This window comes from Corynebacterium sp. S5S1 (assembly GCF_001913985.1).
Taxonomy (GTDB): Bacteria; Actinomycetota; Actinomycetes; order Mycobacteriales; family Mycobacteriaceae; genus Corynebacterium; species Corynebacterium marquesiae.
Map to the genome: position 1 here is coordinate 25201 of NZ_MKXT01000006.1, position 24120 is coordinate 49320.

The 24120-nt window shown below is 60.9% G+C and carries 25 protein-coding genes; 21 read left to right on the forward strand and 4 right to left on the reverse strand.

What is annotated here, in order from left to right; genetic code table 11:
* Window positions 1–40: 40 nt before the first annotated feature.
* The 7 genes from rpsH (at window position 41) to BKN05_RS03720 (ending at window position 3411) form a co-directional block, all read left to right on the forward strand.
* The gene (gene rpsH, locus BKN05_RS03690; RefSeq protein WP_005322799.1) at window positions 41–424 is read left to right on the forward strand and encodes a 30S ribosomal protein S8; all 384 of its coding nucleotides are present in this window, start codon (window positions 41–43) and stop codon (window positions 422–424) included.
* Window positions 425–439: 15 nt separating this feature from the next.
* The gene (gene rplF / locus BKN05_RS03695; RefSeq protein ID WP_049378880.1) at window positions 440–976 is read left to right on the forward strand and encodes a 50S ribosomal protein L6; all 537 of its coding nucleotides are present in this window, start codon (window positions 440–442) and stop codon (window positions 974–976) included.
* Window positions 977–979: 3 nt separating this feature from the next.
* Window positions 980–1381: a 50S ribosomal protein L18 gene (gene rplR, locus BKN05_RS03700; RefSeq protein WP_005322788.1), complete on the forward strand. Its 402-nt coding sequence runs from the start codon at window positions 980–982 to the stop codon at window positions 1379–1381.
* A gap of 40 nt (window positions 1382–1421) precedes the next feature.
* A complete protein-coding gene (gene rpsE / locus BKN05_RS03705) occupies window positions 1422–2045 on the forward strand; it encodes a 30S ribosomal protein S5 (RefSeq protein ID WP_023020586.1) in 624 nt (207 codons plus the stop codon).
* A gap of 3 nt (window positions 2046–2048) precedes the next feature.
* A complete protein-coding gene (gene rpmD, locus BKN05_RS03710) occupies window positions 2049–2234 on the forward strand; it encodes a 50S ribosomal protein L30 (RefSeq protein WP_023020587.1) in 186 nt (61 codons plus the stop codon).
* 3 nt (window positions 2235–2237) lie between these two features.
* On the forward strand, window positions 2238–2684 hold the full coding sequence (gene rplO, locus BKN05_RS03715) for a 50S ribosomal protein L15 (RefSeq protein WP_005322777.1): 447 nt from the start codon (window positions 2238–2240) through the stop codon (window positions 2682–2684).
* 238 nt (window positions 2685–2922) lie between these two features.
* Window positions 2923–3411, forward strand: coding sequence for a hypothetical protein (locus tag BKN05_RS03720; protein WP_286687984.1), 489 nt, complete (start codon window positions 2923–2925; stop codon window positions 3409–3411).
* Window positions 3412–3516: 105 nt separating this feature from the next.
* On the opposite strand, the gene BKN05_RS03725 is transcribed toward BKN05_RS03720, so the two are convergent.
* Window positions 3517–5019 carry an FAD-binding oxidoreductase gene (locus BKN05_RS03725; RefSeq protein WP_286687985.1) on the reverse strand — a complete coding sequence of 501 codons (1503 nt, stop codon included), beginning with the start codon at window positions 5017–5019 and terminating at the stop codon, window positions 3517–3519.
* Window positions 5020–5030: 11 nt separating this feature from the next.
* Window positions 5031–6338, reverse strand: coding sequence for a class I SAM-dependent methyltransferase (locus BKN05_RS03730; protein ID WP_286687986.1), 1308 nt, complete (start codon window positions 6336–6338; stop codon window positions 5031–5033).
* 372 nt (window positions 6339–6710) lie between these two features.
* On the opposite strand from BKN05_RS03730, the gene secY reads away from it, so the two are divergent.
* From secY to eccB, 12 genes are all read left to right on the forward strand, one after another.
* Entirely contained in the window at window positions 6711–8036 is a 1326-nt protein-coding gene (gene secY / locus BKN05_RS03735; protein WP_049383597.1) for a preprotein translocase subunit SecY, read from the forward strand.
* Entirely contained in the window at window positions 8036–8581 is a 546-nt protein-coding gene (locus BKN05_RS03740) for an adenylate kinase (RefSeq protein ID WP_225745961.1), read from the forward strand. Before secY ends, BKN05_RS03740 begins: the two co-directional genes overlap by 1 nt.
* A gap of 2 nt (window positions 8582–8583) precedes the next feature.
* Window positions 8584–9378 (forward strand): type I methionyl aminopeptidase, encoded by a 795-nt coding sequence (gene map / locus BKN05_RS03745; RefSeq protein ID WP_049378886.1) that lies wholly within the window; start codon window positions 8584–8586, stop codon window positions 9376–9378.
* A gap of 65 nt (window positions 9379–9443) precedes the next feature.
* On the forward strand, window positions 9444–10295 hold the full coding sequence (locus BKN05_RS03750; RefSeq protein ID WP_286687987.1) for a L,D-transpeptidase: 852 nt from the start codon (window positions 9444–9446) through the stop codon (window positions 10293–10295).
* Between the two features lie 265 nt (window positions 10296–10560).
* Window positions 10561–10779, forward strand: a complete 219-nt coding sequence (gene infA, locus BKN05_RS03755) for a translation initiation factor IF-1 (RefSeq protein WP_004566852.1) — start codon at window positions 10561–10563, stop codon at window positions 10777–10779.
* A 183-nt stretch (window positions 10780–10962) separates the two neighbouring features.
* Window positions 10963–11331, forward strand: a complete 369-nt coding sequence (gene rpsM / locus BKN05_RS03760) for a 30S ribosomal protein S13 (RefSeq protein WP_005322765.1) — start codon at window positions 10963–10965, stop codon at window positions 11329–11331.
* A 3-nt stretch (window positions 11332–11334) separates the two neighbouring features.
* Window positions 11335–11739, forward strand: coding sequence for a 30S ribosomal protein S11 (rpsK, locus tag BKN05_RS03765; protein ID WP_005322764.1), 405 nt, complete (start codon window positions 11335–11337; stop codon window positions 11737–11739).
* A gap of 21 nt (window positions 11740–11760) precedes the next feature.
* Window positions 11761–12366, forward strand: coding sequence for a 30S ribosomal protein S4 (rpsD, locus tag BKN05_RS03770; protein WP_005322762.1), 606 nt, complete (start codon window positions 11761–11763; stop codon window positions 12364–12366).
* Between the two features lie 114 nt (window positions 12367–12480).
* On the forward strand, window positions 12481–13491 hold the full coding sequence (locus BKN05_RS03775) for a DNA-directed RNA polymerase subunit alpha (protein WP_005322760.1): 1011 nt from the start codon (window positions 12481–12483) through the stop codon (window positions 13489–13491).
* A gap of 72 nt (window positions 13492–13563) precedes the next feature.
* A complete protein-coding gene (gene rplQ, locus BKN05_RS03780) occupies window positions 13564–14061 on the forward strand; it encodes a 50S ribosomal protein L17 (RefSeq protein ID WP_286687988.1) in 498 nt (165 codons plus the stop codon).
* Between the two features lie 134 nt (window positions 14062–14195).
* The gene (gene truA, locus BKN05_RS03785) at window positions 14196–15089 is read left to right on the forward strand and encodes a tRNA pseudouridine(38-40) synthase TruA (RefSeq protein ID WP_286687989.1); all 894 of its coding nucleotides are present in this window, start codon (window positions 14196–14198) and stop codon (window positions 15087–15089) included.
* Between the two features lie 74 nt (window positions 15090–15163).
* The gene (gene eccB, locus BKN05_RS03790; protein WP_049378890.1) at window positions 15164–16450 is read left to right on the forward strand and encodes a type VII secretion protein EccB; all 1287 of its coding nucleotides are present in this window, start codon (window positions 15164–15166) and stop codon (window positions 16448–16450) included.
* Here the strand turns inward: eccB and BKN05_RS03795 are convergent.
* Together BKN05_RS03795 and eccD are read right to left on the reverse strand one after the other, a co-directional pair.
* Entirely contained in the window at window positions 16440–17588 is a 1149-nt protein-coding gene (locus tag BKN05_RS03795; RefSeq protein ID WP_049378891.1) for a S8 family serine peptidase, read from the reverse strand. The two genes, eccB and BKN05_RS03795, sit on opposite strands and share 11 nt — an antisense overlap.
* The gene (gene eccD / locus BKN05_RS03800) at window positions 17588–19015 is read right to left on the reverse strand and encodes a type VII secretion integral membrane protein EccD (protein ID WP_286687990.1); all 1428 of its coding nucleotides are present in this window, start codon (window positions 19013–19015) and stop codon (window positions 17588–17590) included. The genes BKN05_RS03795 and eccD overlap by 1 nt, the downstream gene beginning before the upstream one ends.
* 154 nt (window positions 19016–19169) lie before the next feature.
* Here eccD and eccCa point away from each other — a divergent pair, with 154 nt between their 5' ends.
* Both eccCa and BKN05_RS03810 read left to right on the forward strand, forming a co-directional pair.
* Window positions 19170–22889, forward strand: a complete 3720-nt coding sequence (eccCa, locus tag BKN05_RS03805) for a type VII secretion protein EccCa (protein WP_286687991.1) — start codon at window positions 19170–19172, stop codon at window positions 22887–22889.
* Window positions 22890–24014: a type VII secretion-associated protein gene (locus tag BKN05_RS03810; RefSeq protein WP_049378894.1), complete on the forward strand. Its 1125-nt coding sequence runs from the start codon at window positions 22890–22892 to the stop codon at window positions 24012–24014.
* The last annotated feature ends 106 nt before the right edge of the window (window positions 24015–24120 follow it).

The window sequence follows — 24120 nt, forward strand, 5'->3', positions numbered from 1 at the left end:
AGCACGGGAACCGCAACGAGAAAGGTACACGGTCACTCATATGACTATGACTGATCCTATTGCCGACATGCTGTCGCGCGTGCGCAACGCAAGTAATGCGCACCATGACACCGTGTCGATGCCTACCTCCAAGCTGAAGGCAAACATTGCCGACATCTTGAAGCAGGAAGGCTACATCGCTGACTACACCGTCGAGGGCCACACCCTGTCCCTCGAGCTGAAGTACAACAACCGCGAGCGCTCCCTGTCTGGCCTGCGTCGCGTGTCTAAGCCGGGTCTGCGTGTGTACGCAAAGTCCACCGAACTGCCACAGGTCTTGGGCGGCCTGGGCGTGGCTATCATTTCCACGTCCCACGGCGTGCTGACTGACCGTCAGGCTGAGGAGAAGGGCGTAGGCGGAGAAGTTCTCGCCTACGTCTGGTAAAGGGAGGTTTGACACATGTCTCGAGTCGGTCTAGCACCAATCGCCGTACCGAACGGCGTCGAAATCAAGATCAACGGCCAAGACGTTGAGGTGAAGGGCCCTAAGGGCACCCAGAGCGTTAACATTCCAGAGCCTATCGCCATCAACCTGGAAGACGGCGTCCTGTCCGTCTCCCGCCCTGATGACCACCGCAAGCACCGTGCCCTGCACGGTCTGTCCCGCTCCCTGCTGAACAACGCCGTAGTTGGCGTGACCGAGGGCTACACCATCAAGATGGAAATCTTCGGTGTTGGCTACCGTGTTCAGCAGAAGGGTAAGGACCTGGAATTCAGCCTGGGCTACTCCCACCCGATCCTCATCGAGGCTCCGGAGGGAATTACCTTCGCAGTGGACGGCGCAACCAAGCTGTCCATTACCGGTATTGACAAGCAACTAGTCGGACAGATCGCCGCTAATATCCGTCGTCTGCGTAAGGACGATCCTTACAAGGGCAAGGGTATTCGCTACGAGGGCGAGCAGATCCGTCGCAAGGTCGGAAAGACGGGTAAGTAAGCAATGGCAAACACTGAAAACACCAAGCGCACTCCAGTCGGCAAGGACATTTCCTCTCGTCGTCGCGAAGCACGCGCACGCCGTCACTTCCGTATCCGTAAGACTCTGCGTGGCACCCCTGAGGCGCCGCGTCTGGTTCTTCACCGCTCCTCCCGTCACATGCACGTGCAGGTCATCGATGACCTGGCAGGCCACACCCTGGTCTCCGCATCCTCCATGGAGGCGGACGTTCGTGCACTCGAGGGCGATAAGAAGGCCAAGGCTGCCAAGGTAGGCGAGTTGGTTGCCGAGCGCGCTAAGGCCGCTGGCATCGAGCACGTCGTATTTGACCGCGCAGGCTACAAGTACCACGGCCGCGTCGCTGCGCTGGCTGACGCCGCACGTGAAGGTGGTCTGAAGTTCTAATGATCATCGTCAACGGAAACATCAACGGAAGGAACGCCTAATGTCGGACCGTGAACAGCGTGACGGCGGACGCTCCGCCGAGAACAACAAGAACAACCGCGGTGGCAACGGCCGCCGCAACGATCGTCGTAACCACCAGGACAACGAGCGCGATAAGTACATCGAGCGCGTTGTGACCATCAACCGCGTCTCCAAGACCGTTAAGGGTGGCCGCAATATGTCCTTCACCGCCCTCGTCGTCGTAGGTGACGGCCAGGGTCAGGTCGGCGTTGGTTACGGCAAGGCCAAGGAAGTCCCGGCCGCAATCCAGAAGGGTGCTGAAGAGGCTCGCAAGAACTTCTTCCGCGTTCCGATGATTGCCGGCACCATCACCCACCCGGTTGAGGGTCGCGACGCAGCTGGCATCGTCATGATGAAGCCTGCCGCACCTGGTACCGGTGTTATCGCTGGTGGTGCTGCTCGTCCAGTGCTCGAATGCGCTGGCGTGCAGGACATCCTGTCGAAGTCCCTGGGCTCCGACAATGCACTCAACGTCGTCCGCGCTACCGTGGACGGCCTCAAGCAGCTGGTCCGCCCTGAAGAGGTTGCCGCACGTCGTGGCAAGTCCATCGAAGAGGTCACCCCGGCCCGTATGCTGCGCAAGCGCGCAGGTCAGGAGGCATAAGCAATGGCTCTGAAGATTACACAGGTAAAGGGCCTGGTGGGCACCAAGCCGAATCACCGCAAGAACATTGAGGCTCTTGGTCTCAAGCGCATCGGTCAGTCCGTAGTTAAGCAGGACACCCCGATCGTTCGCGGTATGGTTCACAAGGTTCGCCACCTGGTCACCGTCGAAGAAGTGGCAGGGGAGTAAACCATGGCTGATATCATCAAGCTGCACGACCTGCGCCCAACCGCAGGAGCAAATAAGCCTAAGACCCGCGTCGGTCGCGGTGAGGCATCCAAGGGTAAGACCGCTGGTCGCGGTACCAAGGGTACCGGTGCTCGTAAGCAGGTTTCCGCTGCTTTCGAGGGTGGCCAGATGCCGATCCACATGCGTCTGCCCAAGTTGAAGGGCTTCAAGAACCCGAACCATGTTGAGTACCAGGTAGTTAACGTTGCTGACCTGGCTGAGAAGTTCGCAGATGGCGGCGACATCACCGTCGCTGACATCGCAGCTGCTGGCCTGGTCCGCGCTAATAAGCCGGTCAAGGTTCTGGGCAACGGCGACATCAACGTTAAGTTGAACGTCACCGCTGACAAGTTCTCCAAGTCTGCTGTTGAGAAGATCGAGGCTGCTGGCGGTTCCGCCAACACCAAGTAATCTCCTCTAGGTAGATTTCATCCCCCTCTCCGCACACGCGGGGCAGGGGGATGTTTCCGTTTTGTAGGCACCCCAGTGCCGTTATATAACGCGGCGCCCGGGCTATGAGCGTCGTTGGTGCTGAAAATAGTTGACAGGAAACCTTTATTAATAAATAAGGCAGCGAGTATAGCGATTTATATTCATGAGTATTACAGTCGTCCTTAGTTGAAAATCATCTAACGTTAAGGAGACTCTTATGTCGTCTATTTCTTCCCTGCTCGCTACCGCAATTGCCGCTGTCATGCCGTTTGCCGGTTCTACCGGCCCAGTCGATGCACAGGACCAGCTGTCCCAGCCGGATCCTGCGGAAACCGCCCAGACCGCACCAGACGAGGCTGGTGAGCAGCCCGCTCAGGACCAGCAGCCGGGTGCGCACGCTGAAAAGGGCCGTATCACCGGTGACAAGGAAGATGTCATCAACGGTGAGGGGGAAGGTGCCGATGAGGTTGATCCTGGCTTCAATGGCGGCAACCTGCAAACCGGCAAGCTGGCCGTGCAGCGCGAGCTGGCCCTAGCTACCCAGGAGGTCGGCCACGAGTTCATGAACATTGAGTTCAAGGATGAGCACTCCGCCCACCTGACCTTCCCGGAGACCTACAACCCGGACAAGGATGAGGCGGCCGTGCAGCGGGTCATGGACGCGCTGAAGATCAACGGATACGACAACATCACCGCTGCATACTAAAGCGCTAACGTCCAGATTTAGGGCATAAGAAAAGGGTGGGACGTTCGTGGGGGAGCGTGCCACCCTTATATGTTTTCCATACCGGTCTAGGGGCCGGGGAGGGGGCTAGGCCTCGTCTACGGTCTTTTCGTATAGGCCGGGGAAGCGGTCATCCGGATCGGTGACTGCCTTAATGGCGGCGGGAAGGCTGCCGCCGTAGAGCTCTTCGAACTTTTCCCGGGAATAAAAGGCCTCGGAGTAGAGGGACTTGTGTCCGCCAAGCTCGTTCACCTTGGATTCAATGACGCGGTTGAAAGCACCATTATTCGGGGCAGAAGGGTCGACGTGGTCGCCTTCTACGCCGGACCAAAAGCCAACGTTGACCCAGGTCTGCCCGGGGCGAAGCGGGTAGAGCGGCCAGGGGTCGCTCGAGTTAGAGGCGATGTCGCCGGTGCCTACTAGCTCGTTCACGCCATCGCGAAGTCGGATTGGACAGAGCCACACCGGCTGGATATCGGAAGCATTAAAGAACCAATGGAGGAATTCCGGCAGGTTTTCTGGAGTGACCTCGATATCTTGGACCACGCGTTCAGCACGTGGCTTGCCGTGGGGCTTTTTGATGAAGTTATATTCCAGCTCGTACTTGCGGTCGAGGCGGACTAGCTTCCAATAGAAGGAGCTGCGGCGCAATTCGCGCGGCCACACCTTGCGCACCTTCGGGTTCTGCGCACCAAAGGCGCGCGAGCACCAGAACCAGTCGGTATCCCAGCGCCAGATATAGTCGCGGATGGTCAGGCGGTCGCGGCGGATGCCAGAGGCGTGCTGGAGGCTGCGGTAGTAAATCTTGTCCCGCGTGTAATCGGAGGTTGGTCCCTCCTCATCGGTAAAGCGGGCGAAGACGAGGTAGGCCTCGTCCTCGGAGAAGACCACGCCGTCGAGGCCATGGACGGGCTCGCCGCGGTGGGTGTGGGAAGAGGCGGCGTCGGCAAGCACGCGGCTCGCTTCCTCCACGGTGTGGAAACGCTCCTCGCGCAGCTCTACATAGGCGGGCACGGGTTCCAGCTCAATCTTTAGGCGCACCGCGTAGCCCAGCGAGCCATAGGAGTTGGGGAAGAGGCGGAAGAGATCCACATTCTCCTCGCGGGAGCAGGTAAGGATCTCGCCGGTGCCCGTAAGCACGTCCATCTCCAGCACGGACTCGTGTGGGAGACCGTTACGGAAGCTGGTGGATTCCACGCCCATGCCAGTAACCGCACCGCCCAAAGTAATGGTCTTAAGCTGCGGTACGACGAAGGGCATGAGGCCATGGGCCAGGGTGGCATCCACGAGGTCCTCATAGGTGCACATGCCCTGCACATCGGCCGTGCGGGCTATCGGGTCGACCTCAATGACGCCGCTAAGGCCGGATACATCGAGGCCTTCCTGCGCCTCGCTGCGGCCGCGGAAAAGGTTAGAGGTCTTCTTAGCCAGGCGCACGCGCTTTCCGGCCGGGACAGCACGGAAGCTCGCCAGCAGCTTGTCGACGCCCTCTTGGTGCGCCGTCCATCCCACCGGCTCAATGGGCATGGCATCCACCGGCCGCGGCTGGGCAGCGGCGAGGCGTTGGCGCAGATTATCAATGAGAGTCATAGCACCCCTCCTTAAAAGCGGCTATCTTCCCACCAGCGGCGCTCAGGCACACCGGCGCGGGAGCCGGCCTCGCCCAGCTTTACGCCGAGGAAGTGATAAAGGTTGATGATATTTCGCTCAAAGCCCCATTCGGATCCGGCCATATAAATGCCGTACAGGCGGGCGGTTGGCAGGCCCACGGTGGCGCAGGCCTCATCCCAATTTTCCTTCAGGTTCTCGCACCAATCATGCAGCGTGCGCATGTAATCAAAGCGCAGAGACTCGGTGTGGATGACCTCGAAGCCATTGTCTTGCATCGCCTTGGTGACGTTGCCGGAACCGGTGAGCTCGCCGTCCGGGAAGATATAGCGGTCAATGAAGCCGCCCTTGGGAGTCTTGTGGTTATCCGGGTAGGTGATGTTGTGGTTGAGCATCAAGCCGCCGACCTTCAATTTGCCGTGGAGGAACTTGAAGAAGTCGTTGTAGTTCTTCACACCAATGTGCTCGATAATGCCGATGGCGGAGATAGCATCGAAGCCCTCTTCGGTGATATCGCGGTAGTCCATGAAGCGGACTTCCGCCAAGTCTTGGAGGCCTTCCTCCTCAATCTTGCGCTGGCCCCACTCGGCCTGTTCCTTGGACAAGGTGACGCCGATGGACTTCACGCCGCGGCGCGCCGCGTAGCGCACCATACCGCCCCAGCCGCAGCCCACATCCAAGTGGCGGTCGCCCTCTTTGAGGCGGAGTTTGTCAAAGATGAGGCGGTACTTATTTTCCTGCGCTTCCTCTAGCGTGGCGTCCGGGGAGGGGTAGTAGGCGCAGGTATAGGTCATTGAATCGCCCAAGAAGAGCTCGTAGAAATCATTGCCTACGTCGTAGTGATCAGAAATGACATCGGCATCGCGCTGTTTCGAGTGCTTGGATAGGCCGTCGTGTAGCTTGCGGCGCAGCCATGAAGCGCGCTCCACCTCGGGGACCGGCTGGATCTGGAAGGCGCCCATGGACGCCAGCGAGCGCACCACGCGTGCCAGTGTCTTCGCGTCCGGCTTTTGGAATTTGTCATACATGGCATGCAGCGCGTCAAAAATGCCATAGGGGTGGGCCGGGTGATCGCCATGCACCGTGATGCCGTCCGTGACATATGCACGCGCAAAACCCACATCGCCGGGATGGGTGGCAATAAAAGAGAGGCCCTCAAGGCTATTAATAGTCACCTTGTACTGGGAGTCTTCCGGTCCGGTTGCGGACCCGTCGAAGGCCTCCCAGCGGAAGGGGTTGGGGCTAGGGACAAAAACGTCGATGATCTCAGCAACGGTCATCGACGCGAATTTCTTGCTCATAAGTACTTCTTTCGAAATATTAGGTTCACACCAATAACGGCCTCGTGGCGCAGGGACCCGCGAGGTCGGAGACTAAAAAGGGAATTGCGCGCTGGCAATGCCCCCATGGTAAACCCCGCATACAAAAGGTGCGAACGAAGAAGCAATCATGGTCACACTATTGGGGCTTAATGTGGCTATGTGGGGTAAGGCTGGTAGGGTAATGGGGTCATAAGTGTTCAACCGTCCCTGAAGGAAACCTGAATTTCCCCTAAGCTTTCTGGCTCAGGGGGTGTGGTTTCCTAGGGGTAGATGAGTTTCCACCTCCGTGTGTGAACGCGAAACCCTCCCTAGATTTCGCGTTCGGCAGCGGTAGGCCAGGAGGATTTTGTAGTGTCCGCCATTGTCCAGGCTTTCAAGGATGCCGACCTACGTAAGAAGATCATCTTCACCATCGTGATGATCATCGCGTACCGCGTCGGTGCACAGATCCCGTCTCCGGGTGTTGACTATGCGTCTATTGCTGGCCGCTTGCGCCAGTTGACCGAGCAGTCCGGAGACCTTTACTCCGTGATCAACCTCTTCTCGGGTGGTGCGCTGCTACAGCTGTCGATCTTCGCTATCGGCATCATGCCGTACATTACGGCGTCGATTATTGTGCAGCTGCTGACCGTGGTCATTCCTCGCTTTGAGGAATTGAAGAAGGAAGGCCAGTCCGGTCAGGCCAAGATGACCCAGTACACCCGCTACCTGACCCTCGCGTTGGCGCTGCTGCAATCCTCCGGCATCGTCGCGCTGGCAGACCGCGAGCAGCTGCTGGGCCAGGGCGTACCGGTCTTGGCTGATGACCGTAACTTCTTCACCCTCATCGTCCTGGTGATCACCATGACCTCCGGTGCCGTACTGGTGATGTGGATGGGCGAGCTTATCACCGAAAAGGGTATCGGTAACGGTATGTCCCTGCTCATCTTTGCTGGCATTGCAACCCGCCTGCCAACCGATGGTGTAAGCATCCTGCAGAACAATGGTGGACTCGTCTTCGCCATGGTGGTAGCCGGCTTGGTCATCCTGGTTGTTGGCATTACCTTCATCGAACAGGGCCAGCGCCGCATTCCGGTCCAGTACGCTAAGCGCATGGTCGGCCGCCGCCAGTACGGTGGTTCCTCTACCTACCTGCCGCTAAAGGTCAACCAGGCCGGAGTTATCCCGGTCATCTTCGCTTCCTCCCTTATCTACATGCCGGTTCTCATTACCCAGATTGTGAACTCTGGCTCCCCCGGTACCCCCGATAACTGGTGGCAGCGCAACGTCATCGCGCACCTGCAGGCACCTTCCTCCTGGCAGTACATTGTGCTGTACTTCGTCCTGACCATCTTCTTCGCTTATTTCTATGTCTCGGTCCAGTACGATCCGGCAGAGCAGGCGGATAATATGAAGAAGTACGGCGGCTTCATCCCGGGTATTCGCCCGGGCCGCCCAACCGCGGAGTACCTTGGTTATGTGATGAACCGTCTGCTGTGCGTGGGCGCCCTGTACTTGGCACTTATCGCCATCCTGCCGAATATCCTCTTGGACCTCGGCGTAGGCAGATCCTCCGCCAGCGGCACGTCCGCCTTTGGTGGTACGGCCATCCTGATTATGGTCTCCGTCGCCTTGACTACGGTCAAGCAGATCGAGTCCCAGCTACTGCAATCCAACTACGAAGGACTACTTAAGTAATGCGTCTTGTACTTCTAGGACCTCCCGGTGCCGGCAAGGGCACCCAGGCAGCTATCCTCAGCGAGAAGCTGAACGTTCCGCACATCTCCACCGGCGACCTGTTCCGCGCCAATATCGGCGAAGGCACCCCGCTGGGTGTAGAGGCAAAGTCCTACATCGATGCAGGCAAGCTAGTACCTACCGACGTCACCGCCCGCATGGTCGAGGACCGCCTTAACCAAGATGATGCCAAGAATGGCTTCCTGTTGGACGGCTTCCCGCGTACCACCGAGCAGGCAGACATCCTGGAGGAGCTGCTGGATAAGAAGGGCGAGAAGCTCGACGGAGTTCTCAACTTCGAGGTCTCCGAGGACGTTGTGGTTGAGCGCATGATGGCCCGTGGCCGCGCCGACGACAACGAGGAGACCATCCGCACCCGCCTCGGTGTCTACCGCGAGGAAACCTTCCCGCTTATCGAGCACTACGGCGATGCCATTATCTCCATTAAGGCCGAAGGCACCGTGGAGGAAATCAATGCCCGTGCGATGGAAGCACTGGGTAAGTAAGCATGGCTTTTCGACGCCGCAGTAAGCGCATCCCCGCCCGTACTCCGGGAGAACTTGACGCCATGCAGGCCGCCGGCGAAATTGTTGGCAAGGCACTGCAGGAAGTCCGCGCTGCTGCGGCGTCTGGCGTATCTACTCTCGAGCTGGATGCGGTGGCTGAGCAGACCATTCGCGATGCCGGCGCCTATCCCACCTTCAAGGGGTACGAAGGATTTCCGGGCTCCATCTGTGCTTCCGTTAATGACGTCATCGTGCACGGCATTCCGGATAAGGAAACCATCCTGGCAGAAGGCGACTTGGTGTCCATCGATTGCGGTGCCACGCTCGATGGTTGGGTAGGCGATAGCGCTTGGTCCTTTGCAGTGGGTGAGCTCGATGCTGATGTCGCGGCCCTCAACACAGCCACCGAGTATGTCCTTATGGAGGGCATGCAGGCTATGGTTCCGGGCAATCTGCTTACCGACGTCTCCCATGCCCTCGAGCAAGCCACCCGACGGGCCGAGCAGAAGTTCGGCGTGGATCTATTCATCGTGGATGGTTACGGCGGTCACGGCATCGGGCGCACCATGCACGAGGATCCTTACCTAGCCAATGAGGGTCGCCCGGGCCGTGGCCCGCTGATCCAAGAAGGTTCCGTCCTAGCTATTGAACCCATGCTAACTTTGGGGACAGAGGATTCTGCCGTGCTAGAGGATGACTGGACGGTCGTTACCCTCGATGGCTCCTTCGCCGCTCACTGGGAGCATACGGTCGCCGCGACCGCCGATGGGCCCCGTATTCTTACCCGCCGCTACTGACATTTATTCCCCGATATTGCCTGTTGCACTAGGCATATGCCCCTGAAAGGTTTATACTCACAGCCATGTCTAAATTTAGCTTCCGCAAGATCCGTGCCACGGTTGCAGCGCCCGCAGTCGCTGGCGTGATGGCCTTGAGCGCCACCATTGCGGCTCCTGCCGCTACCGCCCAGGAGATTCCGAACCTGGATCAGCTCAGCTCCAAGGCAAACTCCGACCTCGCTCAGCTCTCTTCCCAGTCCGGTCTAGATGACCTCACCGCCGAGGCAAAGAAGCAGCTGGATAACTTCTATGGCCAGACCCGCGAGCAGGCTTGGAATACTCGCAACCAGATTCTGGACCAGGCAGAGAAGTTCTCCCCGGAACTGGCACCTAACGTCCAGACCGCTGTGGATGGCGCAGTAGAATTCCTCTTCCCAGGCTTGATTGCGCAGAAGAATGAGGAAGCACGCAAGGCCCGCGAGGCCGCTGCTCGCGCCAACGCTGAGCGCGTCGCTGCTGAGAAGGCTCGTTCTGAGGCTGCGGCACGCAAGGCGGAAGCACAGCGCCGTGCTAACCAGTTCGACCGTGGCCCATGCCCGGCGGATGCCAAGGTATGCGTTGACTTGAATGGTCGCCGCACCTGGCTGCAGGACGGCGGCAAGGTTTCTTATGTCTCCCCGGCCATGTCTGCTGGCATGCGCGGTCAGGAAACCCCGCGCGGCACTTTCCATGTGACCCGCAAGGTAGAACATGAGATTTCCCGCGAGTTCAATAACGCGCCGATGCCGTATTCCATTTACTTCACCAACAACGGTCACGCCTTCCACCTGGATGACCCAGCCGTTGATTCCAATGGTTGTGTTCACCTGCCGCCAGACGCTGCAAAGCGCTACTGGGATAATGTGCAGGTTGGCGATAAGGTCTTTATCTACTAAGACCCGCGCATAAGCGAAAGCCTCATCCCCCGAACTGAGCTTCCGACAAGGAGAATCGGATCGGGGGATTTTGCTGGCTTAGGGGTGCGGGGCGGGCGATTGAGCGGGGCGTCGGAAAGCACAGCGGTTTGGAAAACGTGTCGCTGCAGCGTATGCTGTTAAGTCGGTGTATAGCGTCAGCGAGACTGGCGCGGATACGCCACCGCAGTAGACAACAAACATGCAGGTGACGGCGCACTTGTCCGTCGCCAGAAAAGTAGAGGTTATGGCTAAGGAAGGCGCAATCGAGGTAGAAGGCCGCATTATCGAGCCTTTGCCCAACGCAATGTTCCGTGTCGAGCTCGACAATGGGCACAAGGTTCTTGCACACATTTCTGGCAAGATGCGTCAGCACTACATTCGCATCCTCCCAGAGGATCGCGTGGTTGTAGAGCTGTCTCCTTATGACCTGACCCGCGGACGCATCGTCTACCGCTACAAGTAAAGACAGTAAGCCTCCTCACCCAAGGGTGAACCCGTAGGTTCATCCTGTCCACCTCAGGCTACGGTGGCCTGAGCCCGCACTGGTAAGCAACCCAAGGATTCCCGGCACGGTCCGGGCGAAGCGTTGCGTGGAGCGGGACGGATGGGGAGAAAACCGCCGTAACAACCCGAAAGGACACGCCATATGGCACGTCTAGCTGGTGTTGACCTCCCCCGCAATAAGCGCATGGAGGTCGCTCTCACCTACATCTACGGCATCGGTCCAACCCGTGCCAAGGAACTGCTAGAAAAGACTGGCATTTCTCCTGACCTGCGCACTGACAACCTGGATGATGACCAGCTGTCGGCGCTCCGTGACGCAATTGAGGCTACCTGGAAGGTTGAGGGTGACCTCCGCCGTCAGGTTCAGGCTGATATCCGCCGCAAGATTGAAATCGGTAGCTACAAGGGTCTGCGCCACCGCCGTGGCCTGCCTGTACGTGGCCAGCGCACCAAGACCAATGCGCGTACTCGTAAGGGTCCGAAGAAGACGATCGCAGGAAAGAAGAAGTAATTCATGCCTCCAAAGACTCGTTCCGGCGCGCGCCGTTCCGGCCGTCGCGTCGTAAAGAAGAATGTGGCCCTCGGCCACGCATACATCAAGTCCACCTTCAATAACACCATCGTCTCGATCACCGATCAGACCGGTGCTGTTATCTCTTGGGCATCCTCCGGCCACGTTGGCTTCAAGGGATCCCGTAAGTCCACTCCGTTCGCCGCTCAGATGGCAGCCGAGAACGCTGCTCGCAAGGCAATGGATCATGGCATGAAGAAGGTTGACGTATTCGTCAAGGGTCCGGGCTCCGGCCGCGAGACCGCCATCCGTTCCCTGCAGGCTGCAGGCCTCGAGGTTTCCTCGATCACGGATGCAACCCCACAGCCGCACAACGGCTGCCGTCCGACCAAGCGCCGCAAGGTTTAAGGGAAAGGAAGAGGTAAGAAAATGGCTCGTTACACTGGCCCCGCTACCCGCGTATCCCGCCGTCTTCGCGTCGACTTGGTCGGCGGCGATATGGCATTCGAGCGCCGCCCGTACCCACCGGGACAGGCTGGCCGCAACCGCATCAAGGAATCTGAGTACCTGCTGCAGCTCCAGGAGAAGCAGAAGGCAAAGTACACCTACGGTGTGCTGGAGCGTCAGTTCCGTCGCTACTACGCAGAGGCTAACCGCCTCCCGGGAAAGACCGGCGATAACCTGGTTATCCTGCTCGAGTCCCGCTTGGACAACGTAGTTTACCGTGCAGGTCTGGCACGCACCCGCCGCCAGGCTCGCCAGCTTGTCTCCCACGGTCACTTCACCGTGAACGGCAAGAACATCAACGTTCCTTCCTACAAGGTCACCCAGTACGACATCATCGATGTCCGTGACCGCTCCAAGAAGATGGAATGGTTCGAAGATGCTCAGGACGCCCTCATCGATGCCAACGTACCGGCATGGCTGCAGGTTGTTCCTGATACCCTGCGCATCCTCGTGCACCAGCTGCCCGAGCGCGCTCAGATCGACATTCCGCTGCAGGAGCAGCTCATCGTCGAGCTTTACTCGAAGTAAACTGTTATACCGCACGGCCTGTAATGGCCTGGCGGATAACCAGGAATCTTCAATCCCGAAGATTTTTACCCCTCTACCGGCGTCAAATAGCGGTCGCCGAAAAGGAGAATTTCAATGCTCATTTCCCAGCGTCCTCAGCTCACCGAGGAATTCATCGACTCGTCTCGTTCCAAGTTCGTCATCGAACCGCTCGAGCCGGGCTTTGGCTACACCCTCGGTAACTCGCTGCGTCGTACCCTGCTGTCCTCCATTCCGGGTGCAGCGGTAACCTCCATCAAGATCGATGGTGTTCTCCACGAGTTCACCACCATCAACGGTGTGAAGGAAGACGTTTCCGAGATCATCTTGAACATCAAGAGCATGGTGCTTTCTTCCGACTCCGATGAGCCGGTTGTTATGTACCTGAGCAAGGAAGGCCCGGGCGATGTCACTGCGGGCGATATCCAGCCGCCGGCTGGCGTGGAGATCCACAACCCGGATCTCCATATCGCTTCCCTGAATGACACCGCCAAGCTGGACATTGAGCTCGTCGTCGAGCGCGGCCGTGGCTACGTCCCAGCCGCTCCTACCTCCGGTGAGATCGGCCGCATCCCGGTCGACCAGATTTATTCCCCGGTCCTCAAGGTCTCCTACAAGGTCGAGGCAACTCGTGTTGAGCAGCGTACCGACTTTGACAAGCTGACCATCGACGTCGAAACCAAGAACTCGATTTCTGCCCGCGATGCCCTGGCTTCCGCCGGCGGCACCCTGGTCGAGCTCTTCGGCCTGGCTCGCGAGCTGAACAACGCTGCCGAAGGCATTGAGATCGGACCCTCCCCGCAGGAGACCGAGTACATCGCTGCCTACGGCATGCCGATCGAGGACCTGAACTTCTCCGTCCGCTCTTATAACTGCCTGAAGCGTCAGGAGATTCACACCGTGGGCGAGCTCGCTGAATGCACCGAGTCCGACCTGCTGGATATCCGCAACTTCGGCCAGAAGTCGATCAATGAGGTAAAGATCAAGCTGGCTAACCTGGGCCTGGCTCTCAAGGACACCCCTGAGGATTTCGACCCAACCCAGCTCGAGGGCTACGACGCAGAAACCGGTGACTTCAAGGATCCGGCTGCTGAGGATTCCGAGTAAAGAACCCCGCTGACTTGCGGCAATAACCCAATTGCCGCGCGCTCAACTTTTACCGCATACGAGGAGTACACAATGCCAACCCCTAAGAAGGGTGCCCGTCTCGGCGGCTCCGCCAAGCAGCAGGCTCACATGCTGAGCAACTTGGCAGCCAGCCTGATCGAGCACGGCGCTATCAAGACCACCGATGCCAAGGCGAAGGTCCTTCGCCCGTACATCGAAAAGATCATCACCAAGGCTAAGGCCGGCACCATCGCTGACCGCCGCGCAGTCCTGAAGCTCATCCCGCGCAAGGATGTTGTTTCTTACCTGTTCGACGAGGTTGCGCCGAAGTTTGAGAACCGTGAAGGTGGCTACACCCGCACCATCAAGCTGGACAACCGCACCGGTGACAACGCCCCGATGTCCCAGATCTCCCTCGTTCTCGAGGAGACCGTGACCTCCGAGGCTAACCGCGCTACCCGCGCTGCCGCATCCAAGGCCGCTGAGGCTGAGGAAGCTAAGGCAGACGAGGCTGCTGAGACCGAGGCACCTGCCGAGGAGACCGCAGCTGAGGAGTCCGAGGAGAAGTAATTTCCCTTCGGCCCTAGCGCCTCGCCGCCGTCTTTCCCACCTGTGGGAGGGCGGCGGCTTTGTCATGTCCACACCCAACTAGGGCTCAACGCACGAACGACCCAGGGCCGGCGGGCAGTAAACACTCCGGTAGCATGAAGTCCACTATGACAGATGCAGCATCGACTTCCCCCGAAGGGCCGGCGGACGGGTTCGTTCGCCTGCGCTTGGACTTGGCTTATGACGGCACGGACTTTCATGGCTGGGCCAAGCAGAAGGGCGGTCTGCGCACGGTGCAGGGGGTACTGGAAGAGAAGCTGGCGATGATTGCACGCACGGAGGTGCCGCTTACGGTCGCTGGCCGGACGGATGCCGGCGTGCACGCTCGTGGCCAGGTGGCGCACGTGGACGTTCCGACAGATATGCTGGCGCAGCGCTCGGTGGCGGGGGAGCCGGCGAAGCTGGTGCGTCGGTTAGCAAAGCTTCTGCCAGAAGACGTGCGGGTACACGGGTGCGAGTTCGCACCCGCGGGCTTTGATGCGCGGTTTTCGGCGCTGCGGCGGCACTACGTCTACCGGATTACCACCAACCCGCGCGGCGCGCTGCCGTCCCGGGCGCGGGATACGGCCGAGTGGATTAAGCCGGTAGATATTGACGCCATGCAGGACGCTGCTACCGCGCTGGTGGGCCTGCATGATTTTGCGGCCTTTTGTAAAGCCAAGCCAAATGCCACGACCATCCGGGAATTGCAGGAATTTTCTTGGCGCGACGTTTCTACGCCCGAAGAACCGGAGCTTTTTGAGGCCCGCGTGAGCGCCGATGCGTTCTGCTGGTCGATGGTGCGCTCGCTGGTAGGGTGTTGCCTGCGCGTGGGGGAGGGGCGGCGCGATGCTGACTTCGCCGAGGCACTGCTGCAGGAGACGAAGCGCTCTTCCAGCATTCCCGTGGCCCCGGCCAAGGGACTCTCGCTCGTCGCCGTTGATTACCCGGCCGCGGATCAACTGGCGGCACGCGCCGAGGTCACCCGCGAAAGGCGCAGCGCCGACTAGCGCCCAAGTGGCAACGGGTGCTTCCCTGGGATAGCCTGTGTGCTGGGTGTACACAGACATTTCGGGGGAAAATCATGGCACGTCCGCTGCCTACTACCAAGGCCCAGGTATCGGGCCATAAATTCTTGCGCCGCCGCGTCGAGCATGGGCTCGTATTAGGCGATATCCGCATGATTCACGATCCATTGGCTAGGCGCCGCAAAGCGCTCCTTTTCGGCGGGGTCGGCGTCGCCTTCCTTGCGGTGGGGTCCGGTATGTTGGCATGGCTGCAGCCGAGTCCGCAGCCGGGTGATGCGCCGATTGTGCGCTCGGAGCAGGGCCAGCTCTTTGTGGATGTCAACGACACCTACCACCCTGTATTCAACCTGGCGTCGGCGCGCATTATCGCCGGACAGGCGGCCGACGCGCAGACGATCGGAGATGAGCACTTGCAAGAAGCGCTACTGGGCTCACCGGTGGGTATCTCGGATGCCCCTGGGTACCTCGCGGCAGCAGGCGAGACTCCCCAGCAGCGTTGGGCAGCGTGTTTAGCTGGCAAGGATGAGGCGCCGACTACAGAAAACCCAACCAGCATCGGCGGGCACCAGGTTGCGTCGCAGGAGGTTATTGTTCTCGCCGAGCCCGAGCAGAAAAGCCTCGGTGAGGAGCGCGCCGCACTGGTGGAATCCGAGGGCACGCAGTGGCTTATCACAGAGGAAGGCCGGGTGGCGTTGCCAGATTCTTCCAGCACCGAAGGGCGCGTCGTGCGCCGGGCGCTGGGCGTGGACGATAGTACCCACACCTGGCCCGTGCCGCCCGAGCTGCTCAATGCTTTTGCGGAGCTGCCGCCGCTGAACTTTCCGGCTAATCCGCCCGAGGTTGTCGATACTGGGCAGAGCCTGTGGGCGCGTACGCCCGAGGGCGTAGCGGAGCTCACGCCTACGCAGGCGGAGATGCTCACAGGCGTGGGTGCCAAGGAGACGACAGCCACGCCGCAGGAGATTGCCGCGCTTGCCGACGCCCCTTTAAACCTCAACCTTCCCTCCACGTCCTTCCGCTTCTTAAGCCCGGACGATGGCTGGATGTGTGCCGGTAACGAGGGCGGCGGGGTAGTGGTACCTGCCCAAGCAGGCACCATCGCCTTGGCAGGTGAGTCGGTGGCCCATCGCTTTGGTGGACTCGACGCCGGTGGCGTAGGCGTAGACAGCGGCCATGGCTATCACGTGGTCTCACCCACGGGGCAGCGGCACGAGGTCAAGGACAAAGAGACTCTGGAAGCCCTAGGCACCGGCGTGGGCGCGCAGGTGCCGTGGGAGATCCTGCGCTTGCTGCCGGAAGGCTCCGCGCTGAACCGTGAGCAGGCGCTGCAGGTTAGTTCTTAGGCCGTAGCCCGCGCCACACGGCCCACGCAGCAAGCGCCAGCGCTAATCCACCTAGCACCCAGGCACTGCGTGTGGGGGCGCGGGAGTCGCCTTCGTCAGTGGGGCGGATGGTCATAGCTCGGGTATCGACGTCCGCGCCTGCTTCCACGTGGGTGAGCACAGTGAGCGGGTCGATGAAGCCATGTCCCGGTTCCGCGGCGTCCTCCAAGCGTTTACGGAGGGCGGCCGGGCTATCGTCGGGAAAGCGCTGTGCCAAGAGGGCAGCGGTGCCGCTGACCACCGGCGCGGCAAAGGAGGTGCCATGGAACTGCGCCGTTCCGTCCGTGCCCTCCTTACCATCGGCCCATCCACCCGCGGGGTTGAGCGCTAGCGGAATGAAACCTTGCGCAGCAAGCTGGGGTCCGTCGGCCGAATTCAGCGAATAGTCAGCGAGTTCGTGTGAATCCGCGAGGGCGCTTACTGAGAGCACCGTGGGCGAATCCGCCGGAAAGACGCGGTCACCCATCTCACAGCTGCCAGAGGACGCATTGCCCGAAGCAGCGATCACCACGGCGCCGGAGTCTTCCGCATGCGCCAAAGCGCGATCCAATCGGGAAGTATCGACCTGCGCGGCCACATCTGGCGGAACGCAGGAAACAACCGAAATGTTAATGACGCGGGCACTGGCATCGGCAGCGTCATCGATGGCGCGGGCCAAGGTGTCCAGGGAGCCGGTGGTACTGTCCTCGGCTTCCTGGCGGTAGTGCGCGCTGGTCTGGCGCACAGCGTAAATCTCTGCTCGCGGAGCGATACCGATATCGTGTCCGGCGATGACACCGGCCACGACGGTGCCGTGCAGGTCGCAATCGCGATGCGGTTCTGGGTCCTCGGGCGCGACAAGGTCCGCGCCACTGCTGAGATGCCGCAGTTGATCGTGACGGGCCACGCCAGTATCGATAACGGCTACTTTGACGCCTTCCCCGGTAGCAAAGGAATGTAGACGGGCCCGGTAGTCTAACTGCTCCTGGCTTGGTTGGGGCGAAAGCGGTGAGGAATGCGCGGCGGCGCATTCGCGGTCCGGTTCGCGCGCGGCCGCGTAGGGCGCAGCAGTCAGTCCTGCAGCGAATGCAACTACTAAAGCGGTGGGCAGTACGCGCATTATCCAAGCCCCCTAATGAGTACGAAGACACCGGCTAGGTGCGCGGCCAGCGGCAAACTAGCGGCAATGGCGAGGGATTCTATGCGCTCAAACCACGCGATGGTGGTGGGCTCGAGCCCGGCCACCTTGGGTGCCCACAGCGGGGCGCTCAGCATGGCGAGGAGAATCAGGCAGGCAACAAGGATCGGCGCCCAGGCATCGGCAAGGCCGGAATCCGCTACCGTGTGGGTAGCGCACAAGCATGCAGCGAGACAGGCGGTCATCGCCAGCAGCATCAGGGCCCAGCTAGCCAGCACACGACCGTGCCGGGCAGCATGCATGACGACGGCACCCGCGGTGGTCACGCAGAGTGCTTGGACGAAGCCCACGCCGGTGCGCTCGGCACCAAAGAGCACCGCAACGTACTCGGCGAGAGAATCGGGCGCGCCGCTAGTCGGCGCCAAGGCCGGACCACTGCCCGTCAGCGAGAGGGCGATAAGGGCCGGAATGAGACAGAGCGACAGCCCAACGCACATTCCCTCATAGGCGCTGCCGGCGCGCCGGGCGCGGATATCGATATCCGGCTGGACGGCATCAGAAACCGCGAGGTCTTGGCCGGCCGTGGGCAACTGCGGGACTTTGAGCCCAGCGGTGGCAACGGTCAGCGCAGGGGCTGCGGCTAGCAGGATAATGCCGGCGATCACTACGCAAGCGGCTGCCGCCGTACCGTGGCTGCCCTGGAGACCCGTCCCTGGTCCGGGCAGCAGGTAGCCCACAGCCGCGACCAACAACAGCACTGAGACGGTGAGTGCCACGGCAGTAGTGCGAACCGTGCTTAACCCGGTGACGTGGCAGGCAAGCAGCACGATGAGGAGGGCGACGCAGGCGGTGAGTGCGGCAAAGGGGGCTTCGCTAAGCGAGGGCGAAATCACCACCCAGCCACACGCCATGCCGGCTACCAGGCTAAGGTGCACCAGTGATAGGGCACGGGTCCACAAGGCGAGCAACAGGGCTCCAGCGGTCAACGCCGCCCACGCAGCTAGGGGAAGGGTGCTAACCCACACTAGGGCGAAGGCGGCAAGCAGCCCTGCCCAAGCCCAGATGGTGGGAAGGGCGGCGGTAGTATCCTCTTCAGCCGCGGCGGCGAGCGATTCCGCCGCATCCCGAATCACCGGTGCAGACCGGCGCTCGCGCGGACTAATAACAAGAATTGAGCCTTCCGTGAGCGCAGTGGCAGCCAATGGGGCGGTGAGATCGATGGCGCGGCCGGAGGCTGTACTGGCGCGCCAGGGTTCAGAAATGGTGGGCGCATCCACCAAGTCAGTGATCTCCGCCAAAAGCTCGCCCACGCTGGAGCTTAGCGGTAGCGCCACGTCTGCCTCCTTGTGGAAGGCGCCGGCATGAATGCGAACGGTAAGGCGCAGATGATGCGCCGTTGCAGTAGTCATGATGTCCCCCGAAACATGTATGGATTGTGGGCGTCCCCCTTGCCCAATGCCACATATTGTGGCTTACTAGTGGCGACGTGTCCACCGCAGCGCGAGGAATCTTGGCAGGGGGCCAAGGGCGCTTGGCGCGTGGCTCGGGGGAGGTTATTTAGGCATGCTTGGGATCGGGGATACCCGCGTCATTGAGCCGTTGACCATGCCACTGCGGGATGCTGCGCCGCCGCTGCCCACCGGCAGCATCGAGGCGGAGGAAGTCCCGGAGGCGGTGCGCCCGCAACCGGTGCCGCTGGTGCGGCTGCTGCTTCCGGTGGTGATGATTGCGGCTATGCTCGGCATGGTCGCCCTCATGGTGTTAGGCGCTGGGGAATCCCGGCAGATTAGCCCGATGGCCTTGATGTTTCCATTGATGATGCTGGCGAGCATGGCCATGATGTTTGGGCCCAATAATAGCGGGCAGGATCCGGATGAAACCCGGCGCACTTACCTGCGCCACATCAAAGCCTTGCGAGAAAAGGCGCTGCGCAATGCCTCGGCGCAGCGTGCACATGAAAGTTATCGCCACCCGGCACCGGTGGAACTCAACACTCTAGTCGGCTCGCGCCGCATGTGGGAGCGTGGCCCGGATGACTCGGACGCCCTCGAGGTACGCGTGGGAACTGGACCAACGACTTTGTGCACTCCCATCAACGTGCCGGATTCGGGCGCCACGGAAGACCTAGACCCGGTGTGTGCGGTGAGCATGCGCCAGACCATTAAGGCGGTGGGCACCGTTCCCGATATGCCGGTGGTTATCCAACTGCAGGCCTTTCGCTTCTTGTCCGTGTCCGGAATGGCGTCGACTCGGGGCGAAGAGCCCGCAGATCCCTCCCGCGATATGGTGCGCGCAATGGTGCTGCAGATGGCGTTGGCGCATGGCCCGGAAACCTGCGGTATCGAGGCCATCGGTGGCCAGTGGGAGTGGCTGAAGTGGCTGCCCCATGCGCGCACGCCGGAAAAGGCGCGCTTTCGCATCCTCATAGTCGATGGCGTGCTGACCACGGGAACCGAAGACTTCTTCCACGATGACTCCTTTACCACCATTATTGAGGTTGGTGGGGCGCCGTCTTCGGCGCTGGGGGTACGCGCCGAGCACGAAGGGCTAAGCCTCGTGGCAGGGGAACAGCTGCAGGTGGTCACCGCGGCAGGGGTGGAAGACCTTGGGTCTCCCGATGGGATGAGTGTGGCCGGCGCGACGTTGCTCGCGCGCAGTATGGCCTCCTACCGCCGCCCCGATAGCACTTCTGGCCGGCGCGGCAGTGACCTTATGGGCCTTCTGGGCTATCGCGATGTGGAAGAGCTAGCGGCTAGCGGCATGTGGCATGGCCGGGAGGGCTCGGCGCGTCTCATGGTGCCCATCGGCATCGATACGGTGGGCCAGCCCGTCACGGTGGATCTCAAGGAATCTGCCCACGGCGGTATGGGACCGCACGGCCTGTGCATCGGCGCGACTGGCAGCGGAAAGTCAGAGCTGCTGCGCACCCTTGTCACCGCGTTGGCGGCTACCCATAGTCCGGACGAGCTTAACCTCGTGCTCGTGGATTTCAAGGGCGGCGCGACATTCTTAGGATGCGACCGCCTGCCGCATACTTCCGCGGTGATTACCAACCTGGAGGAGGAATCTACGCTGGTAGAGCGCATGTACGATGCCATCTCCGGCGAGATGAACCGACGACAAGAGCTGCTGCGCACCGCCGGAAACTTTGCCAATGTCAGTGAGTACAACGCTTCTGTCACCGCCGTGCGTGAGCACGGGCCCTTGCCGGCCTTGGTTATCGTCGTCGATGAGTTCTCGGAGCTTTTGGGCCAGCACCCGGACTTCGCGGAACTCTTCGTCGCCGTCGGCCGCTTGGGGCGCAGTCTCCACGTGCACCTGCTTTTAGCCTCCCAAAGGCTCGAAGAAGGCCGCTTGCGGGGGCTAGATTCCCACTTGTCCTACCGAATCGGCCTGAAAACCTTCTCCTCAGCGGAATCCCGCCAGGTATTGGGCGTGACCGATGCGTACCACCTGCCCGGCCAGCCCGGCGCGGGCTACCTCAAATCCGATGCCGAGGCCTTGACCCGCTTCCAAGCTTCCTACGTGTCTGGGCCCCTGCCGCGCCGGGCGCTTGCCGAGGATTCCGGGGACCACCCCGCCCCAACCCGCGGCCGCGTGCAGCTCTTTCATGGCTGGTCCCAGGAAGAGGAAAGTGCTAGCGCTGCGGTGGTTCTCGATGACTCCACCACTGTGCTTACCGAGGTCGTTCGCGCCGCGGCGGAAGAGGCCCACATGCGCGATCAATCGGCGCACCGCATCTGGCTGCCGCCGCTACCGCCGGTCATTGAGCTATCCGCGCTGCCAGGGCTTTCCGGTGTACATGCCGCGGGTGCAGTCTCGCCCGCAGCGGACCAAAGGCAGCTGTGCGCGCCCATCGGTATTATCGATAGGCCGTATTACCAACGCCAGGATGAGCTGATTATTGATTTCACCCAGCACGGCGGACACATGGCACTGTGCGGTGGCCCGCAGTCCGGTAAATCGAGTGCGCTGCGCACGATCGTCTCTGCGCTAGCTCTACGGCATGACCCGCAGACGGCACGCTTCTACGTCATCGATCTTGGCGGCGGTCAGCTAACGTCCCTAGAGCGCCTGCCCCACGTGGCCGGAGTTGCCGGGCGCGAGGAGGGCGAAAAGGTACGGCGCATCGTCGACGAAGTAGCTGGGTTTATCCGCCGCCCAGAACGGTGCGCAACCTTCCTTGTCATTGATGGCTGGCACCACATTGGTACCTCCAACGCCGAGTTTGAAGACATAGCGGAGAAGGTCACCGAGATCGTCGCCGATGGTGCCTCCGCCCACGTGCATGTCATCATTGCCACTTCGCGGTGGACCACGATGCGCCCGGCTATCCGCGACCTCATTGCCAATCGCCTCGAGCTGCGCCTGGGTGAGGCTTTGGATTCGCTCATCGACCGCAAACTACAGCACAAGCTCCCCAGCGCGCCGGGCCGCGGGCTCACCTTGGCGGGTGAGAATATGCTCTTAGCTCGCACCTCCAACCAGGACATCGCCCACATCTGCCGCGTGCATGCTGCGGCTGACCCAGTTCCACAGCTCAAGATGCTGCCCGCCGTGCTTACTCCGTCCGCACTCGCGGCTCAAGGGGGCGTGCCCACCGGCGAGATCGCCTGGGGCATCGGCGGGCGCGACCTCGATACGCTGACCTGGAATCCGTCTCGTGAGCCGCACCTTGTGGCAATCGGGGCGCAGGGCTGTGGCAAGTCCACCTTCCTGGCGCAGATCATGCGCGGCATTAGCGACTTTGCGCGGGAAGACGCCCGGCTCGTCGTCATCGACCAGCGCCGAGCCCACCTGGGAACCTTGGAGCAGAACATGGTTGCTGCCTATGCCGCGACGCAGTCGAGTGCGCAAGAGACCATTGTCGATACAGTCCGGACCCTGGAATCTCGCCTGCCTGGCCCGGGCATTACCCCGGCGCAGCTCGCCGCACGAGATTGGTGGCAGGGCCCAGACATTTACCTAGTCATCGATGATGCGGACCTGCTAAGCGATATCGCTCTCTCGCCGCTATTGGAGTTGCTTCCCCATGCTCGCGACATTGGCCTGCACCTTGTTATCGCTCGCAAATCCGGCGGCATCGGCCGTGCCCTCTTTGGTCAATTCTTTTCCGCGGTGCGCGATCTGCAGCCGGCGCTGCTGCTTTTCGACGCCGACCGGGACGAAGGAACCATCTTCGGACTCAAGCCCTGCCACCAACCATCCGGCCGCGGTCAGTGGAGCATCCGCGGTGAAAACCTCGGCGTCGTCCAAGCGGTGTATCTAGAAGGAGAAAAGTAAATGACCACCAATCTCAGCGCGAATGCGCCGACCGACACCCCTATCCCTACTGGTGGGGAGACCACCGCCAGCCCCATTACCGTCACCATCCTGGATGCGGCCACCATCTTTGAAGGGCCTGAAACGGTCTACCGCTATGACCTGCCAGGAACCGGCATTGTGGAAGGCTGGGCCTTAGGCCAAGTCATGGATCAGATATCCAAGATGGCGGGATCGTCCTGGCCCGACGTGGAAGTCTGCGTGGCGGCAGACTCTTCCGGCACGGGAATTGCACAGGAAGCTACCACCATCATTTGCCGGCAATTGGAAGTCACTGGGGTGCGCCTCATCGACCCAGCACCAGCCATCTCCCCGCCAGTAGCCCCAGACCCACTCGCTCCGCGTTCACATTCAGTCAGCGAGGCCTCAGAATCGGCACCGCCCACCGCTGTGATGGAGATGCCTGCCTACGACGAGCCAGTAACCCCACGTTGGACCGACCGCCTGCGCGGTTGGTTCGGGGCCATTGATATCTTTCATGTCGCAATCGCGGTGGTCATCATCGCCGTGGCCGGAGCTTCCTGGTGGGCTATCGGTGCCCAGGGTTCCGGTGATGGCGACGCCGCTTCGGATACAGCGCGCCCGCAACCGCGCGCCGCCGCGCCAAGCCGCGAGAACGCAACGGAGTCCGCGCCGGCCTTGCCACAGCCGGGTACGACGGGTGCGCCGGAATCCGGCAGTGATGAATTGAGTCCAGGTGAAAAGCGCCTAGACGTGGAGGGAATGTCAGTAGTCGTCCCCAGTGGGTTCCACACCAAGGTAGAAAATGGTCTGGTCACCGCCACCGGGGAAGACCCGAACCTACGCATCCTGCTGGCGGCGGATGAGATGTTTAACGTGCCGGCGGATGCCTTGTTTAAAGAAATTCACGCGCAGGTGGACGAAGATCCGGCGCTTCGCGATGCCACCGATGAGGCCGGGCGACTGACCTATACCGAAGACCCCGGGGACGGCTCCTTGGTGGAATGGACCACCTGGGAAGACCGTGGGCACCAGATGTCCGTGGGATGCCATACCCGGCATAACTCCAACGCCGTTCAAAAAGCGGCTTGCCGCATGGCCACAGAAAGCCTAGTCAAAAAATAGTCTCAAAAACTTTCCCCCAGCCGGGAACCGTTTGGCGGAAAGCTCAGTCCAATAAAAGTGAGAAAGCACAGATGCGAAGCACAGCTGCTTTTTCGGGGGAAATACA